18 protein-coding genes and 1 riboswitch are annotated in these 16,506 nt (G+C 37.9%); of the genes, 14 read left to right on the top strand and 4 right to left on the bottom strand.

Going from position 1 to position 16,506, the window contains the following annotated elements:
* Positions 1 to 80: 80 nt before the first annotated feature.
* The 7 genes from NRE15_RS08710 (at position 81) to NRE15_RS08680 (ending at position 5,736) form a co-directional block, all read left to right on the top strand.
* The gene (locus tag NRE15_RS08710) at positions 81 to 905 is read left to right on the top strand and encodes an AraC family transcriptional regulator (RefSeq protein WP_313792500.1); all 825 of its coding nucleotides are present in this window, start codon (positions 81 to 83) and stop codon (positions 903 to 905) included.
* A gap of 85 nt (positions 906 to 990) precedes the next feature.
* The gene (locus tag NRE15_RS08705; RefSeq protein ID WP_313792499.1) at positions 991 to 1,740 is read left to right on the top strand and encodes an NAD-dependent epimerase/dehydratase family protein; all 750 of its coding nucleotides are present in this window, start codon (positions 991 to 993) and stop codon (positions 1,738 to 1,740) included.
* Positions 1,741 to 1,805: 65 nt separating this feature from the next.
* Positions 1,806 to 2,729: a 1-phosphofructokinase gene (pfkB, locus tag NRE15_RS08700; RefSeq protein WP_313792498.1), complete on the top strand. Its 924-nt coding sequence runs from the start codon at positions 1,806 to 1,808 to the stop codon at positions 2,727 to 2,729.
* A gap of 59 nt (positions 2,730 to 2,788) precedes the next feature.
* Positions 2,789 to 2,885, top strand: a riboswitch (TPP riboswitch).
* A gap of 73 nt (positions 2,886 to 2,958) precedes the next feature.
* Complete coding sequence (locus tag NRE15_RS08695) at positions 2,959 to 3,252, top strand: thiamine-binding protein (RefSeq protein ID WP_313792497.1); 294 nt, start codon at positions 2,959 to 2,961, stop codon at positions 3,250 to 3,252.
* On the top strand, positions 3,224 to 4,021 hold the full coding sequence (locus tag NRE15_RS08690; protein WP_313792496.1) for an ABC transporter permease: 798 nt from the start codon (positions 3,224 to 3,226) through the stop codon (positions 4,019 to 4,021). The genes NRE15_RS08695 and NRE15_RS08690 overlap by 29 nt, the downstream gene beginning before the upstream one ends.
* A complete protein-coding gene (locus NRE15_RS08685; protein ID WP_313792495.1) occupies positions 4,014 to 5,006 on the top strand; it encodes an ABC transporter substrate-binding protein in 993 nt (330 codons plus the stop codon). Before NRE15_RS08690 ends, NRE15_RS08685 begins: the two co-directional genes overlap by 8 nt.
* The gene (locus NRE15_RS08680) at positions 5,002 to 5,736 is read left to right on the top strand and encodes an ABC transporter ATP-binding protein (protein WP_390887198.1); all 735 of its coding nucleotides are present in this window, start codon (positions 5,002 to 5,004) and stop codon (positions 5,734 to 5,736) included. Before NRE15_RS08685 ends, NRE15_RS08680 begins: the two co-directional genes overlap by 5 nt.
* Here the strand turns inward: NRE15_RS08680 and NRE15_RS08675 are convergent.
* Both NRE15_RS08675 and NRE15_RS08670 read right to left on the bottom strand, forming a co-directional pair.
* The gene (locus tag NRE15_RS08675; RefSeq protein ID WP_313792493.1) at positions 5,725 to 6,276 is read right to left on the bottom strand and encodes a biotin transporter BioY; all 552 of its coding nucleotides are present in this window, start codon (positions 6,274 to 6,276) and stop codon (positions 5,725 to 5,727) included. The genes NRE15_RS08680 and NRE15_RS08675 overlap by 12 nt on opposite strands.
* 3 nt (positions 6,277 to 6,279) lie before the next feature.
* Entirely contained in the window at positions 6,280 to 7,278 is a 999-nt protein-coding gene (locus NRE15_RS08670) for a biotin--[acetyl-CoA-carboxylase] ligase (RefSeq protein WP_313792492.1), read from the bottom strand.
* Between the two features lie 106 nt (positions 7,279 to 7,384).
* On the opposite strand from NRE15_RS08670, the gene NRE15_RS08665 reads away from it, so the two are divergent.
* Positions 7,385 to 8,887 carry an amidase gene (locus NRE15_RS08665; protein WP_313792491.1) on the top strand — a complete coding sequence of 501 codons (1,503 nt, stop codon included), beginning with the start codon at positions 7,385 to 7,387 and terminating at the stop codon, positions 8,885 to 8,887.
* A gap of 139 nt (positions 8,888 to 9,026) precedes the next feature.
* Here NRE15_RS08665 and NRE15_RS08660 read toward each other — a convergent pair whose 3' ends face one another.
* Entirely contained in the window at positions 9,027 to 10,124 is a 1,098-nt protein-coding gene (locus NRE15_RS08660; protein WP_313792490.1) for a M24 family metallopeptidase, read from the bottom strand.
* A gap of 168 nt (positions 10,125 to 10,292) precedes the next feature.
* Here NRE15_RS08660 and NRE15_RS08655 point away from each other — a divergent pair, with 168 nt between their 5' ends.
* The 6 genes from NRE15_RS08655 (at position 10,293) to NRE15_RS08630 (ending at position 15,612) form a co-directional block, all read left to right on the top strand.
* Positions 10,293 to 10,901 (top strand): TVP38/TMEM64 family protein, encoded by a 609-nt coding sequence (locus tag NRE15_RS08655; RefSeq protein WP_313792489.1) that lies wholly within the window; start codon positions 10,293 to 10,295, stop codon positions 10,899 to 10,901.
* Positions 10,902 to 10,914: 13 nt separating this feature from the next.
* Complete coding sequence (yidD, locus tag NRE15_RS08650; RefSeq protein ID WP_313792488.1) at positions 10,915 to 11,160, top strand: membrane protein insertion efficiency factor YidD; 246 nt, start codon at positions 10,915 to 10,917, stop codon at positions 11,158 to 11,160.
* Positions 11,161 to 11,252: 92 nt separating this feature from the next.
* Positions 11,253 to 12,104 carry a diadenylate cyclase CdaA gene (cdaA, locus tag NRE15_RS08645; RefSeq protein WP_313792487.1) on the top strand — a complete coding sequence of 284 codons (852 nt, stop codon included), beginning with the start codon at positions 11,253 to 11,255 and terminating at the stop codon, positions 12,102 to 12,104.
* Entirely contained in the window at positions 12,101 to 13,213 is a 1,113-nt protein-coding gene (locus NRE15_RS08640) for a CdaR family protein (RefSeq protein ID WP_313792486.1), read from the top strand. The genes cdaA and NRE15_RS08640 overlap by 4 nt, the downstream gene beginning before the upstream one ends.
* A gap of 42 nt (positions 13,214 to 13,255) precedes the next feature.
* On the top strand, positions 13,256 to 14,614 hold the full coding sequence (glmM, locus tag NRE15_RS08635; RefSeq protein ID WP_313792485.1) for a phosphoglucosamine mutase: 1,359 nt from the start codon (positions 13,256 to 13,258) through the stop codon (positions 14,612 to 14,614).
* Between the two features lie 86 nt (positions 14,615 to 14,700).
* Complete coding sequence (locus NRE15_RS08630; RefSeq protein ID WP_313792484.1) at positions 14,701 to 15,612, top strand: putative RNA methyltransferase; 912 nt, start codon at positions 14,701 to 14,703, stop codon at positions 15,610 to 15,612.
* A 20-nt stretch (positions 15,613 to 15,632) separates the two neighbouring features.
* Here the strand turns inward: NRE15_RS08630 and NRE15_RS08625 are convergent, their stop codons facing one another.
* Positions 15,633 to 16,451 (bottom strand): AraC family transcriptional regulator, encoded by an 819-nt coding sequence (locus NRE15_RS08625; protein ID WP_313792483.1) that lies wholly within the window; start codon positions 16,449 to 16,451, stop codon positions 15,633 to 15,635.
* Between the last annotated feature and the right edge of the window lie 55 nt (positions 16,452 to 16,506).

Genomic DNA, 16,506 nt, shown 5'->3' with positions numbered 1-16,506 from the left:
AAAATATTTTATTAATCGGATAGATATAAATTCATTGATAATATATAGTATAATAATAGGTGAATTTTGGAGGTGACTGGATGAATTATTTCAATAGTCAGACGTTTAATTTAGATATATTGTATGCCTTTGATGCCTGGAATGATGAAGGTAATCATAATGGGTTACATCATCATGATTTTTTTGAGATTAGTTTGATTTTAGAAGGGGAAGCGGAATATCTCATTGAAGGGCGAGAACAAACAATTTATCCTGGGATGGCTTTATTATTTAATCCTGGACAGCAACATGCTGAGAAACAAAAAGCTGGAACACAATCGCACCAACTGCACATTGGCATCAATAACTTTTTGATTAATCTTCAACAACGCAATCATATGCCTAATCAACAAGTGATAATTAATTTAACGACATATTATCAACAGATTTATGATCGTGCTTGGAGCATTATTCGTGAGTTTAATGAACAAAAAGCGGATTATCAATTGTATTTAAAGGCATTAACGATGGAATTAATGATTCTATTAGCACGACAAATAACCGAAAATAATCAAGCTACAGCGAGTAATTTAACGAAAACGGAACAACGGCAACTGACTTTGGTCGAACATGCTATTGATTATATGAAAAAAAATTATCAATCTGAACTTACTTTAGAACTTATTGCACGTGAGCTTTTAGTCAGTCCGACTTATTTATCAAGGATTTTTAAAGAAAAGACCTCAATGAGTGTGATCAATTATTTGATTAGTATTCGTTTGGCGAATGCTGCCGAACGGTTAACCATTGAAAACAGCTCGATTAAAGACATTGCGATGGATGTGGGTTATCAGGATGTCTACCATTTTTCTAAACAATTTAAAAAGCATTATGGGATCGCCCCGTCAAAATATCAAGGGAAGTAAAGGTGTTTTTCTAGAGGTTTGTACCTAGGTATCATATAATGTTATTTATAAGTAAAAAATATAATAGTTGATTGGATAGATAGAGATGCAAACGATTTTAATAACTGGGGCCAATGGAACCATTGGTCGAGCTTTAGTTAAACACTTAAAAACAAGTTATAAACTAATCGCTGTTGATAAAGCATTTGATGTGACAGACACCGACTTGTATAACAACGTTGAAATCAAAGTATTGAATTTAGATCAAGCAGAATCATGGGGGAATTTATTTGAAGGGGTTGATTATATCATTCATTTGGCGGGCAATCCAAGTCCGCAAGCAACATTTGACGAATTAGTTCAACCTAATTTTTATATTCCTCATTACTTATTTGAGAATGTTACGACGGCACCGCACGTGAAACGTATTATTTATGCAAGCTCTATTCATGCAGCAGCCAATTATCCATTAGATAGACAAATAAAAGTGGATGATACACCTAGACCGACTAGTTATTATGGGATATCGAAATTATATATGGAACATTTGGCCAACTACTATGCCTATCATTTTCAAATAGAATCGATAGGTATTCGCATTGCTAATTATGTAGGTGAAGACGAAACGATCGAATGGAAGCATCAAGTAAGTCAACTGGCTGAAATTCTTGATTATAAGGATTTCAATCATTTAATTGATTGTTGCCTAACGGCTCAAATACAGGAACCTGCAATTGTTATTAATGGTATTTCTAACCACGCCATACCCCGATTAGATTTAGAAACAGCGCGTCAATTAGTTAATTACCAACCTAGCTATGATGCCTTTAGTGAATATTTAGATGTGAGTCAGTAGAATTTGAAGAACCGTTGAATATCTGAGGGCAATTACCCATGTATAAGTTAAAAAGGAGTATAACCATGATTTACACCATAACACTGAATCCAGCGATTGATTTAGTTCTGGAAAGTTCATCGATTCAATTAGGACAATTGAATCGTATTGATCAAGAGGAATATTTAACCGGCGGCAAAGGTATTAATATTTCGCGGATATTGAATCGGATGGGCCAACGCAATATTGCAACAGGCTTTTTGGGAGGTTTCACAGGAGATTATATTATCGAAACGTTGAATAAAGAAGGCATTGAAACCCTCTTTATTTCAATTGATGATTTAACTCGTGTAAATGTCACGATTCAAGCGGAAGAAATCACCGATTTAAATACTAAAGGACCTGAAATTCCCCCTGAAGCCGTTCAAGAGCTGATTGAATACTTAAGTGGTCATGTAACCCGTGACGATACCGTATTTATAGCTGGGGATGTCGCTCCGGGAATCGATAGTGAATTCTTTCATAAATTAGCAACTTTGTGTTTACACAATGAAACACATTTAGTTCTAGATATTAATAAACCCTACTTAATTGAATGTTTGGCTTACCACCCTTTTCTAATCAAACCGAATTTAAAAGAATTAAGTGATATCTTCGAAATTGACATTAAAACCGTGGAGGAGATTATTCAGTATGCCAAGAAACTCCAGGAACGTGGAGCGAGAAATGTCTTAGTGTCACGAGGGGCAGACGGTGCGATTTTAGTCACTGAAGAAGGTCAGATTCTTATGAGTAAAGTACCTAAAGGTGAAGTAATTAATGCAGTTGGTGCAGGAGACGCCATGATTGCAGGCTTTATAAAAGCTTACGTTGACACCCAAGACTATTCCAGCAGTCTTGGGTATGCAACAGCCGCAGGAAGTGCGACCGCTTTCTCAACTGGATTAGCCGATATCGATGAAATTAACACTTTAGTGTCTCATGTGACGGTTGACACTTATAATGGGTAAAAAGAGACATTTGGAGTGCTTTGGGGTTTGTAATCGTTGTACTTATTTGATATGATATATTTACACACAAGGGGTGCCAATAGGCTGAGATGGGAAACCGGACTCTTTAAACCTGATTAAGTTAGGACTTACGTAGGGATGTGGGTGGAATAGTATCAATCAAGCTTTTTTGCTTGTTTGACCTGCCTTATTTGCGTACGCTTTGTGCAAAAAAGGGAGGTTATTTTTTATGCCAAAAGCCAGTCTAGCCGTACAGATTTTACCTTTGTATGATGACCAAGCACGAAGTTTAGCGGCTATCGAACGGGTGATTGATATGATTCGCCAGCAAGCGGATCATGTTGTGGTCAGCCCGTTTGAAACCACTATTGAAGGAGATTTTCATGAACTGATGGATTTGTTGACGCGGGTGATAGAAGTCGCCGGTCAAGATGGCGAAAATATTTTTGTTAACACGAAAATTCGTTATCACAAAGAAGGGCAGATGCTAAGTAGTGAAGCAAAAACTAATAAATATCGCTAATCAATATGCTGGCTTAATTTTTGCTGTCGCTTTGATTTTGTTGTGGGAGTTAGCGGGGAAACTTGGGTGGTTGCCCCGATTTATCATACCCACACCAACAATGATTGGACGATCATTAATTGACGATTGGGAAAATTTACTTTTTCATAGTCGGATTACACTAACACAAGCCTTTTTAGGTTTAACTATAGGGATTGTTTTAGCTTTTGTCTTTGCGATATTGATGGATATGTTTGAATGGATTCGACGAGCAATCTATCCTTGGCTAATCATTACTCAAACCATACCGACAGTAGCTATTGCACCCATTTTAGTTTTATGGCTGGGGTATGATATGACACCTAAAATTGTCTTAGTTGTTTTAACCACCGTATTTCCAATGGTGATTTCAATTTTAAATGGGTTTGCTAATAGTGATCAAGAAGCCATTCAGCTTTTGAAATTAATGGGCGCCAACCATTGGCAAATTCTTTATCATGTTAAATTACCTAATTCGATGACGTATTTTTTTAGTGGTTTAAAAGTAAGTGTTTCCTATGCCTTTGTCGGTTCAGTAGTCGCCGAATGGTTAGGCGGCTTTGAGGGATTAGGTGTCTATATGATTCAAATGAAAAATGCTTTTCGTTATGACCGTATGTTTGGCGTTATTGTTGTCATCTCAGCTATTAGTTTGTTTTTTATGTGGGTAACGAACTTGATTCAACGTTTATCGATTCCTTGGTTATATCGAGATAAAAAAGAAAGTTTATGGAGGCAATTAGATGTTTAAATGTGAAATAACTAAATGTAAATGGTTTTTAATCGCATCACTATTCCTTATGTTGTCAGTGCCTAATACCGTTTATGCAGAGGGAACCATCGATATTATTTTAGATTGGGTGCCTAATACGAATCATACAGGACTATATGTAGCCCTTGATCAAGGCTATTTCGAGGAAGCGGGTGTAGAGGTAGCCATAAGACGTCCACCTCAAGGAAGTACGACTGAATTAATCGGCTTAGGTCAAGCGCCTTTTGGGATTAGTTTTCAAGATACGTTAGCCTACCGGCTAGCTGCTGGCTTACCCGTAACAGCTGTGGCGACTATTATTGAACATAATACGTCTGGAATTATATCAAATGAGGATGCAGGTATTACAGAGCCAAGTAAAATGGTGGGATACACTTATGGTACTTGGAATGATACGATTGAATTAGGTATGTTGGAGCACATTTTAGCCTTTGAAGAAGTCGATTTTGATGATGTTCAATTAGTCCCTAATCAAGCTGATAATTCAATTATTGGTTTAGCCAACAATATGTTTGATTCGGCGTGGGTTTACTATGGTTGGGATGGTATTATGGCAGAGTACCAGGAAGTCCCTACTAATTTTTTCTATTTTAGAGATTATGCTGAAGAACTTGATTTCTATTCGCCCGTAATCATCGCTAATAATGATTATTTAGCGGAAAATGGTGAAGAAGCAGCACTTGTAATTCAAGCCATTAAACGAGGTTATCAGTATGCCATCGAAAACCCTCAAGCAGCTGCAGGAATATTAATGACTTACGCACCAGAACTAACTGATCAACGTGAGATGGTGATCGCTTCACAAATTTGGATGAGTGAACAATACACGAGTAATCCGCAACAATGGGGGGTCATTGAGGAAGAACGGTGGAATGCTTTTTATCAATGGCTGTATGCTAACAACTTAATTGACGTAGACCTATCTCAGGCTATCCATTTTACGAATGACTATTTAGGTGATTAATTTGTTAGCCATTGAGAATGTTAGTTACCAATATGAAGGGTATCCCGTCTTAAAAGATATATCTCTAAAAGCTAGCCTAGGTCAGACTGTTGGTATTTTAGGAACAAGTGGTGTTGGTAAAACGACGTTGTTTAATTTGATTGCAGGTATCTTACCTTTACAAAAAGGCAGGATTGAGATTGAAGGTAGTCAAGATCTTCAAGGGAAGGTTTCTTATATGCTACAACGCGATATGTTACTAGCTCACAAATCCATTATTGAAAATGTGATGCTGCCGATGATTATTCAAGGTAAGCCGCCAAAACAAGCTAAGTCAGAGGCCATGCAACTATTGAAGCAGTTTGGATTAGAACAATGGGCGAATTATTATCCTAAAGCTTTAAGTGGTGGGATGCGTCAGCGGATTGCCTTTATTCGTACAACAGCTTTTGGTCGGGATTGGTTGTTGTTGGATGAAGCATTCAGTGCCTTGGATGCTATCACGCGCAGACAGATGCACCATTGGTTTATCGATTATCGTCAGCATATCAAGGCTTCCACCTTATTAATCACGCATGACGTTGATGAAGCAATCATCTTATGTGATAAGATATTTATTTTAAAGGGACAACCAGGTGAAATCGTTGCTGAAATACCGATTGATTTGGATAAAGATGATTTTGACGAATTGATTTTTTTACCTCAATTTTTGGCCTATAAAAAACTGATGTTAACGCTTTTAGCGCGTTAACATCTTGTTTAAAATGGGTCTCAAACGGACAGCGAGGGCAGCTGCAAAAGCGATTTTGAGGGTGTCACCCATCAGAAAAGGGAACATCCCAATGGCTAAAGCTTCGCCTAGCGTTATGTGTATCGATGATACGATCCGTAGTGCAAGGATCATGTAAGGAATGCCAATCAAATAGATAAATATACTAGCAAGAACCCCTAATGAAAAAAATTGCGGAAAAGTTTTTAAACGATGATTTTGTGTAAAACGAGCGATAAAATACATCACAATTGGAAAGGATAAAGCAAAACCAAAGGTGGGTGAAGCAATCGTAGCCAGTCCGCCTACACCCCCAGCGAAGACAGGAAAGCCAATTAAACCAAGGATTAAGTATAGCAAACTACTGCCTAATGCAATCGTAGCCGGCGCAATAAAAGCGATTAAAAAGACACCAAAGGTTTGCAAGGTAATGGGAACTGGACCAATGGGGATGGTTATCCAGGAACAAATAATCAATAAGACGGTTAGTAATGGGATGAGGCTCATGGATTTTGTTTTCATGTGTCACATCCTTTTTTGCGTAAACTGATGACTGGACAAGGAAATTTGCTGACTAATTAGAGCTCTTTCTTTGCCGTTTTGTTCAACAATTAAGTGCCCGGAGTCATTAATGGATCGAATGATTGCGGTTGACATCGATTGATCAGCTTCTTGAAAAGAGACCCTTTGGTTTCTTCCGAGTAAGCGTTGATTATAGAAAGGTAAAAAGGTCTTTTGATCGAGCTGTAGATGGTAGTGATAAAGGCGTATGAGGCTGTCTGCTAGAAATTGATTGTAGTTGAAATCTTTTGGTAATTGCTCGCCAAATAAAGTGCCGGCAACATTTTGAACATCTGCTTGAGCCGTTTGGAAATTGCCTGCTAAATTAATCCCTACCCCAATAATAATATACGCAACTTCGCCGTTTTCTAAATTAGTGGATGCCTCAGAAAGAATGCCGGCAATCTTTTTGCCTTGATAAAAAAGGTCGTTGACCCATTTGATACCAATAGCTTCATTGACATACGTTTCAAGCGTTTGAACCAAGGCAGCAGCTGTCGCCAAAGTATATAAGGGAATAAATTCTTGATGTTTTGGATTAGGTTTAAAAGCCAAGCTAAAATAAAGCCCATGATCCAAATCAGAATAAAAATGTTTACCTAAACGCCCACGCCCCTGTGTTTGCTTTTGCGTAATAAATAATTGCGTTGTGCGGTTCTGGCTAATGGCTTGTTTGGCTAAGTCGTTAGTGGAAGTAGCTTCATCAAGTATGTTTATCTTTATGTTAGGTATTTGATGATGCAAAAGAGCTTGTAATTGACTATCGTGTAATGTCCCAATCGCGTCATCTAATTGATAACCCTTTTTATGATGCGTGCTAATCTTATAACCCAATAAGCGTAAATGTTCAATGGTTTTCCAGACAGCGTTACGACTAATACCTAACTGGTCAGCAATAATTTGGCCTGATAGGGGTTGATTTAGATGGTTATATAAAAGGGATAGAATTTGAGCTTCAATCATTGGTTTACTCCTTACAATTCAGTTATACTGAAAATAACATAAAGTTGCGTGTTGGTCAACCAAAGCATATAATTGGTTGACGCAAATATTAAAAGGAGTGTGTAAAGTGTTCGACCAAGATGCTGTATATTATGCAGAGCAAATTAAAACTAAGCAAGTGACGGCGGAAGCGTTAGTAGAAAAAGCTTTAAAACAGATTGAAAAAGTTAACCCTATTTTGAATGCGGTTACGGTAGTTCATGCTGAGGAAGCTATCGCAACGGCAAAACAGTATGATCAATATTTTAGAACGCTGACAGATTTACAGATTGACCGTTTACCGACCTTCTTTGGTGTACCGATTCTACTGAAGGATTTGGGCCAAAGTCATAAGGGACATATTTCTGCAGGTGGTTCAAAATTATTGAAAGAGGCTAAAGCAGAAGCCAACGATAACTTTGTACAAGCAATCTTAGATGCAGGTTTTATTGTTGTGGGACGTAGTAATGTACCGGAATTAGGCTATAAAAATATTAGTGATTCAGAATTGTTTGGGGCGGTGAATAATCCGCATGATTTAAGCCGTAATGCAGGAGGGTCTAGTGGCGGTTCAGCTGCAGCTGTTAAAGCGGGTATGGTTCCCATTGCCGCGGCTAGTGACGGAGGTGGATCGATTCGTATTCCTGCGAGTTTTACGGGTTTAGTTGGTTTGAAACCCTCGCGAGGTAGAATTCCTGTGGGTCCTGGTAATTACCGGGGTTGGCAAGGTGCCTCGGTTAATTTTGCCGTTAGTAAATCGGTTCGGGATACCTTTGAGTTATTTAAAGCCATTCATACCATGCAACTAACCAGCCCGTTTCATTTACCGAAAATGACTGAAACAGAGCTAGTTCCTTTAGATCGGCCGTTGAGAATTGCCTACTCTATGCGTGTACCCAATCTGAGTCCATTGGATCCTCAAGCAGAAACCTTGGTGGAACGCACAGCGATGTATTTAAAAGAGTTGGGGCATGAGGTGGTTCCTGTAGGATTTGAATACGATGGGATTGAAGCTATTCAAGCATATTATAAGGTTAATGGTGTTGAGACGGTCGTGATGATGGAGGCGATTGAAGCGGCTTTGGGACGTCCGATTACGCTTGATGATGTTGAATTAGTAACCTGGGCAATTTATCGTTCAGGGATTAAAGTGCCAGCGACAGATTACTCTAAAATTCTTAGTTTATGGGATCAATTACGTGTGGATTTGGAAGCTTTCTTTGTGGATAATCAGTTTGATCTATGGTTAACGCCAACGAACAATGGGGTTGCTCCTTTACATCATCAATTAGATGTGACACCAGCCATGGCAAAGGATTTAAGTCATATGGATGCCTTTGATGGCGATGATCAACAAAAGCTCATTTTAGAAATGTTTCGTTCCAGTTTAAGTTTAACCCCGTTTACGCAACTGCAAAATTTAACAGGCCATCCAGCGATTAGTTTGCCGATTAAAGCCGAGGCCGGGCAGTTGCCGATAGGAGCGCATTTTACCGCTAAAATTGGTCAAGAATATCTTTTATTTCAGTTGGGGCAACAACTGGAGGATGCGGGTTATCTTGATGGCAATGCGGTTGAAGTAGTGAAATAAGGTATCCACACAAGTTTCATTGAAGGCGCGGTAAATGTATCAGACAAGCGTTAATAGCTTAAAATAGGTGAACTTTCAATTAAAGCGATTTTGTCGCTATCTTTGAAAGTTCACTTTTTGCCTGCTATAGAGTTAAACTTTATGGCACATCTAATATAATCGGTTCTTTCGTTACATGATTCAAAACTTTACAACCATCTGCAGTTGCGATGACTAAATCTTCAATACGAACACCTAATTCTCCTGGCAAATAAATACCTGGTTCGATAGAAAAAGTATGGCCTTCTTCAATCAATTGATGATTAAAGGCACTCACATCACCCGCTTCATGAACATCGCGACCGATAAAGTGGCCTAAACGGTGGGTAAAATAGTCTCCATAGCCAGCCTGCGTAATAATATCTCTCGCAATCGCATCGATGTGACTAAATGGGACCCCAGGTTTAATAGCAGCAATCGCAGCTTCGTTGGCTTGTTTCACAACCGCATAAATTTCCAAAGCTTTCGCACTCGGCTGACCATAAAAGACCGTCCGCGTCATATCAGAGCAATAGCCTTGATAGCTACTACCAATATCAATAACTACAGAGTTGCCTAATGTTGGTTTAGAATCGTCTGTTTCATGATGTGGGTCAGCCCCATTTGCCCCAAATGCGATGATTGGTGGGAATGAAAAACTATTCCCACTCAATGCAAGATAGATTTCGCCCAAATGATTTTTTAATTCATTCTCAGATAAACCTTGTGCAATTAAGGGGATCAGTTGTTCCATGGCTTGATCGTTATAATGAGAGGCTTGTGCCATTAAAGCCTGCTCTTCAGGTGATTTAATGGCTCGTAAATCATCCACTAAATGCGATTGATTAACCGCTTGAATATTAGAATCAATGGCTAATAAATCGAGTAGAAAATGACTTGGCCAATATTTATCAATGCTACTTGGTCCCTCTGCAAGCGAAGCAGCGACCTGATTTAAGATAGGTTCACCATCATTATAGACAATAACTTCAATGACATGATCTTGTATTTCTGATAGATTGGCTGATGGGAAGAGACGATTCAAATACAATTGATGCTGATTGCCTTCGGCATGAATAACTAAAAGTAACATTCTTTCGCCGGGCTGTGTGAAATAACCCGTAAAATAATTAATACTAGATGGGTCGCTGATTAATTGGTTACTAATCCCATGTTCACGCATTTTTGCTTGAAGTTGGTGGATTTTTTTAGAATACATAAGCTTGCTCCTCTGTTTAAAAATTTATTTATTTATTTGTTAGTCATTCTATTATAGTATAGAATGAAGAGAAGATAAAACAGCTTCGTTTAGTTTGAGACTTTCGTCGCATGTCAAAGAAAGAAAATATCGCTATGATTGAGGAAAAAAACTCTAAGGAGATCTATTATGTGGGATATTTCGATAGAAAAAAAGCGTCAGATAATACGACTGACAACAATATTTGGAATTATACTAACCATTGTCGGTTCAATTTATATTGCTAGATCTTCTTATTTTAGACCGGGTGGCGGTTTTAGTGATTTATTAATTCGTTTAGGGATTTGGGCGCCGATTATTTTTATAACCGTTCAAATCAGTCAAATTATTTACCCAATCATTCCATTTGGTTTAACGAACGTTGTCGGTGATTTAGTTTTTGGACATGGGTGGGGTTTTATTTATAATTGTATCGGGATGTTAATTGGTTCTAGTATTAACTTCTACTTAGGCCGTCGCTTTGGTGAGGGTTTTGTTAAAGCCTTTATTTCTGATGAACAGTATGACAAATATATTGGTAAAATGAATGATGGACCAGGCTTCACCAGATTGTTAAAAATAGGTTTTGTTTTACCCATTTTTCCTGATGATATCTTTTGTATGATTGCTGGTATGTCTAATATGATGTTCAATAAATTCTTTATGCTAGTCGCCCTTTACCGACCGCTTTCACTTTTTGTGTTTACCTTTTTAAGTTCTAATGTGATTAAATTTTTCGCCGATTTGTTGATTAATTAGAAAAGGAGCCTCAATGAAATTTATTTTAATTAAAATCGTTCAATTTTATCAAAAAGCGATTTCACCATTTTTTCCGCCTAGTTGTCGGTATTCGCCAACGTGTTCATCCTATATGGTCACTGCCTTAGAACGACATGGTGCCCTAAAAGGATTTACAATGGGTGTCGCACGTATTTTGCGGTGTAATCCGTTTGTTAAAGGCGGCTTTGATCCGGTGCCGGATCACTTTACGTTAAGTCGCAATCACCATGAACATTAAATTTTTTATAAAAGTAACCCATTTACCGTTTTTAGACTTGAGGTCAATTATGATATAATAAATTAGTGGAACAGAAAGGATGGTGTAATCTGATGGATTGGTTAACACAATTTTTAAATAATCGCCCGATAATTCAATTAATTGATATTGCTATTGTATGGTACATCATCTATAAGCTTTTGATGTATGTTAGAGGGACGCGAGCGATTAATGTACTAAAAGGTGTAGCCATCATCATCTTTGCAAAATTCGTCAGTTCCGTTTTGCAACTGCAAACCATTGATTGGATTTTAGATCAAGTTATTTCTTGGGGTGTTGTTGGGACGATGATTGTCTTTCAGCCAGAATTACGTAAAGCGCTAGAGACTTTAGGACGCAACTTATTTAGAAATCGACCTGCCCCGAATAACCCAAGCCAAGATTTGATTCAAGATTTGATTGTTTCAGCCAATTACATGTCGAAACGAAAAATCGGAGCACTGATTAGCATTGAAGGTGAAGACCGCTTGGATGAGTACATTCAAACGGGAATCTCATTGGATTCACAAATAAGCAGCCAACTTTTAATTAATATATTTATTCCTAATACGCCACTACATGATGGCGCCGTTATTATTTCAGATTATCGGATTGCCGTAGCAGCAGGCTATTTACCGCTGTCGGAGAGCGATCAAATTCCTAAAGAATTAGGGACCAGACACCGCGCAGCCATTGGCTTAAGCGAAGTATCAGATGCCATGACCTTGGTTATTTCAGAAGAAACTGGCGCAATCAGTATTGTTAAAAAAGGTGAATTCCATCGGGATTTATCCCAAGCAGATTTAGAAACTCTTTTAAATAAATACCTCTTTGAAGAAGAAGACGTACTAAGAGATCAAGGGTTGATACAGAACATACGTAGTTATTTAAATACCAACTTTAAACAAAGGGGGGATGACCAATGAAAAAACCATCCTTTGACAATGTTTGGGTAGTGAGAGGTGTCGCTCTTTTATTTACTTTATTACTCTATGTCTTTGTCACCAGTGGGAATAATCAACAATTCCAAAGCGCAAGCAATCAACAATTTGCTAGTGTTGACTCTAGTGAGACGATTTCGAATGTTCCCGTCTTTTTAGGCGAACATGATGATGACTTGTATATTAGTGGGTTACCAGATACGGTGGCTATTCGACTAACAGGTCCTCGTAATTTAATTAGTCAGCTATCCATTGATAACTTCCGCGTGGAGACAGAAGATTTAACTAACTTACCAACTGGCTCACGTGCCATCCGCTTGTTAGCCGTTGGGTTACCAGAAGATATTAATTATGAAATTTCGCCTTCTCAAGTGATTGTAAGACTTTCGCGTAAAGCCACCATTACAGTGCCTGTGGAGTATGAAATCGTTGATGGAACGATTGCTGAAGGTTATGAAGTATCCCATGTGACTATGGATCCGAGTGAAGTGGAATTAACAGGAGATAGTGCTAAAATTGAAAATGTTAAGCAGGCTATCATTCGTATCGTTTCTGAAGAGCCTATGTCAGAAAGTTTTTCTGCTCAATTTAGATTACAAATATTAGATGAAGATGATAATCTATTAGACGTTAATACATCAACCGGCGAAATCCAAGTTGATATTGAAGTTGTTCCGCAAAGGGTCAATATACCTTTAAGGATAAGTCCGCGTGGTGAAAACTTACAAACATTTAGTTACAATTATTCCTTTGCTGACGCTAACCAAGTAGAAATAGTAGCTGAACCCGATTTGGTTAATCAATTAGGTGTTCTAGATGTTGTGGTGGATGTTTCGGGTTTAACGGAAACAGCCATTGTCACTGGGGTGATTAATGTCCCTGAGAATATCCGAAGTATTAGTCAAAGTGAAGTAGCTATTGAAGTAGACATACAACAAATATTAGGTGAGCGGATTACACCTATTCAACAAGTCAATAGTAGTGAGAATAGTAGTGCTACAGATGAAAGTGTTGAAGAAAGTCATAGTCAAGCAGAAGATCTAACTACTAATGAATCAAATGAATCACAAGTATCATCAGACGAACCCTCATAAGTTAAAGAGGATAGTAATTTATCAAAGTTAGGAGACAAATAAATGGGCAAATATTTTGGTACAGATGGAGTAAGAGGTGTAGCCAACAAAGAACTTACCCCAGAATTAGCGTTTAAATTAGGTCGATTTGGAGGGTATGTGTTGCAACAACACGCACCTGATATTGAACATCCACGCGTTTTAGTTGCACGTGATACCCGTATTTCGGGGTATTTATTAGAAAATGCTTTAACAGCGGGTTTGTTATCGGTGGGAATTGAAGTGATGCAGTTAGGCGTGATTTCAACACCGGCGGTTGCCTATTTAACACGTACTCAAGGAGCTGTGGCTGGTGTTATGATTAGCGCTTCGCACAATCCAGCTGAGGATAACGGTATCAAATTTTTTGGAGCGGATGGATTTAAATTATCCGATGATCAAGAGCTAGAAATTGAAGCTTTACTAGAATTAAAAGAGGATAATTTGCCTCGCCCAAGCGCAGAAGGTTTAGGCGTGGTGGATGAATTTCCTGAAGGTTTAATCAAATATAGTCAATTTTTACAATCGACCATCCCATCTGACTTAGAAGGCATTACTGTTTGTATTGATGCAGCTAATGGCGCAACGGCTCCGATTATTAATCAATTATTTGCTGATTTAGAAACAGATTTCTATACCATGGGTGACAGACCCAATGGGATTAATATTAATGATGGTGTCGGGTCGACGCATCCTGAGAAACTTCAAGCCTTTGTTTTAGAGAAAAAAGCCATGGTGGGTCTAGCTTTTGATGGTGATGGCGATCGTTTAATTGCTTGCGATGAACAAGGTCAAATTGTCGATGGCGATAAAATTATGTATATTATAGGTAAAAACCTAAAAGAAAAAGGTCAATTAGCTGAAAATACCATTGTATCAACTGTAATGAGCAACATTGGATTCCATAAAGCGGTTGAAAATAATGGGATGACGGCTTTAAAGACTCAAGTCGGCGATCGTTATGTTGTCGAAGAAATGCGCCGTGGAGGTTATACTTTAGGGGGCGAGCAATCCGGTCATATCGTTTTATTAAATCATAATACGACAGGTGATGGTTTGTTAACGGCCATCCAATTATTAAATGTGATGAAAGAAACCGGCAAATCTTTATCTGAATTAGCTAGTGAAGTACAAATCTTCCCTCAAAAACTGGTGAATATCCGTGTCAAAGACAAGCATACTGTGATGGATGTTCCAGCCGTTAAAGCGGTGATTGAAGAAGTCGAAGCCGAAATGAATGGTGATGGTCGCATTTTAGTCCGGCCTAGTGGGACAGAGCCTTTACTACGTGTGATGGCTGAAGCATCAACCGATGAGAAAGTGAATCAATATGTCAATAAAATTGCTGATGTTATCCGTCGCGAACGCGGGTTAGAAGATTAAGCAAAGCAAATAACCCATAAATGGATAGACGATTAGGGCAACTAACGATCCATTTATGGGTTTTTATCTTTTTTGAAGGAGTGCCTATGGCTGAATTAATGAAAAAAACAAAACTCGCACAAAGTTTAGACTGGTTAGACAACCATCCAGAGGTGTTTCAATGTATCCACTGTCATGCTCCTTTAAAGAGGCAAGGGAACAGCCTGGTCTGTAGCAATAATCATCGTTTTGATAGCGCAAAGCAAGGTTATTTCTACCTATCTAAACAAGCAACGCAACAAACAGACTATGATAAAACCCTCTTTCAACATCGGCGGTATATTATTACCGAATCAGCTTTTTACCGTCCGTTACTGGTCCCTTTGATGCGTTATTTAAATACACAGCTCTCTAACGGGGATGTGGTGCTTGATGCTGGGAGTGGTGAAGGCAGTTATTTGCATGTTTTACATGCATCAAGCGATAAAGCTTTAAGTCTTATTGGGGTAGATTTGGCTAAAGATGGCATTCAGTTAGCGACTTCCTATAATGGTGAGATGCTTTCATTAGTTGCCGATTTAGCTCAACTTCCACTTCAAAATCAGCGCATAGATATCATCTTGTCAATATTATCACCGGCAAACTATACCGAATTTAAACGAGTTTTAAAAGATGATGGACAAATAGTGAAAGTCATTGCAGAAAAGGATTATTTGATTGAAATTCGTCAAGCTTTAATTCAATTAGGTTTTGCGATTCAAGAGAAGTATGATAATCAACCTATTATCGAAAAATTTCAAGAGGCTTTTCCAGAAAATTCCTACTATCAAATCAATGAAGTAGTGGAATTAACGATGGAAGAGCTTGAGCGTTTGTTACAAATGACACCTTTAACATGGCATTTAAAGGCTGATAATTTGGCGAAACTTAAAGCTATTTTACCCTCACATATTCATCTGAATATGGGAATCTTAATTGGGCATAAAAAAAGGGCTAAGATTCCAAAGACGGAATCTTAGCCGGATAGACACCACTTTAATTAGGTAGTTACATGGTCAGCGGAATATTTTTTTCGATAACTTGAAGGTGTCATATGATTGCTTTCCTTAAATGTTTTCGAAAAATGCGAAGGGGAGTGAAAACCAACGATATCAGAAATTTTTGAAATAGTTACATTTGACTGAGATAATAGTTTTTCAGCCTCTTCTAACCGAACGTGAATTAAATAATCAATCGGTGATAAGCCTGTTTGTTGTTTGAATAGACGAATGAGATAATACTTATTAATGCCTACTAAATCTGAAAGTTCATCAAGGGTAATCTTTTTAGAATAGTTTTCACGTATATAAGCTTGGATAATTTCAATCTCATTGTGTTTGATTTGCGTGGTTGAATCTTTGATTGAGAGCTCGTTATTTCTTAAAACATGAACCATGACACATTCCAATAGTTTTTTCATGATGATTTCAGATCCGCGAAATGGATTTTCCATTTCCATTAAAGTTAAATCTAAATAATGCTTAATAGACTGTCCTTTGTCACTGACAATAAATAATTGTTCCTGTGAATTTGCTTCCAATGAAGAGGTGAATAAAACACCACTCAATGATACTTTAATCCATTCAATTTTACGAATGGGTGATAAATCAAGTTGGTGATGTGGATTTAAAATAATTAAATCACGTTTTTTAATTTCTCCTTCTTCGCCATTGTGTCGGTAGGTGGCAGACCCTTTATGTATATAAATGATGATCAATTCATCCTCAGATAAAAGGGTTAAATCTTGTCCAATAGGGATATTTTCTTGAACAATCGATTTTAGTTTTATGGATGCTGAATTAACGTTTGATATATACAAAATTTCAACTCCTTTCAATTTACAGTAATACTATATTACAACAATTCTTCTATAA

Source organism: Fundicoccus culcitae, assembly GCF_024661895.1.
GTDB lineage: Bacteria > Bacillota > Bacilli > Lactobacillales > Aerococcaceae > Fundicoccus_A > Fundicoccus_A culcitae.
The sequence above is the reverse complement of the archived record's forward strand: the minus strand, read 5'-3'. Positions and strand labels throughout refer to the sequence as shown.

Coding starts and splice junctions, on each gene's coding strand:
- NRE15_RS08710 (WP_313792500.1), top strand. CDS start 81: ATGAATTATTTCAATAGTCAGACGTTTAATTTAGATATATTGTATGCC.
- NRE15_RS08705 (WP_313792499.1), top strand. CDS start 991: ATGCAAACGATTTTAATAACTGGGGCCAATGGAACCATTGGTCGAGCT.
- pfkB (WP_313792498.1), top strand. CDS start 1,806: ATGATTTACACCATAACACTGAATCCAGCGATTGATTTAGTTCTGGAA.
- NRE15_RS08695 (WP_313792497.1), top strand. CDS start 2,959: ATGCCAAAAGCCAGTCTAGCCGTACAGATTTTACCTTTGTATGATGAC.
- NRE15_RS08685 (WP_313792495.1), top strand. CDS start 4,014: ATGTTTAAATGTGAAATAACTAAATGTAAATGGTTTTTAATCGCATCA.
- NRE15_RS08675 (WP_313792493.1), bottom strand. CDS start 6,276: ATGAAAACAAAATCCATGAGCCTCATCCCATTACTAACCGTCTTATTG.
- NRE15_RS08670 (WP_313792492.1), bottom strand. CDS start 7,278: ATGATTGAAGCTCAAATTCTATCCCTTTTATATAACCATCTAAATCAA.
- NRE15_RS08660 (WP_313792490.1), bottom strand. CDS start 10,124: ATGTATTCTAAAAAAATCCACCAACTTCAAGCAAAAATGCGTGAACAT.
- NRE15_RS08655 (WP_313792489.1), top strand. CDS start 10,293: ATGTGGGATATTTCGATAGAAAAAAAGCGTCAGATAATACGACTGACA.
- yidD (WP_313792488.1), top strand. CDS start 10,915: ATGAAATTTATTTTAATTAAAATCGTTCAATTTTATCAAAAAGCGATT.
- cdaA (WP_313792487.1), top strand. CDS start 11,253: ATGGATTGGTTAACACAATTTTTAAATAATCGCCCGATAATTCAATTA.
- NRE15_RS08640 (WP_313792486.1), top strand. CDS start 12,101: ATGAAAAAACCATCCTTTGACAATGTTTGGGTAGTGAGAGGTGTCGCT.
- glmM (WP_313792485.1), top strand. CDS start 13,256: ATGGGCAAATATTTTGGTACAGATGGAGTAAGAGGTGTAGCCAACAAA.
- NRE15_RS08630 (WP_313792484.1), top strand. CDS start 14,701: ATGGCTGAATTAATGAAAAAAACAAAACTCGCACAAAGTTTAGACTGG.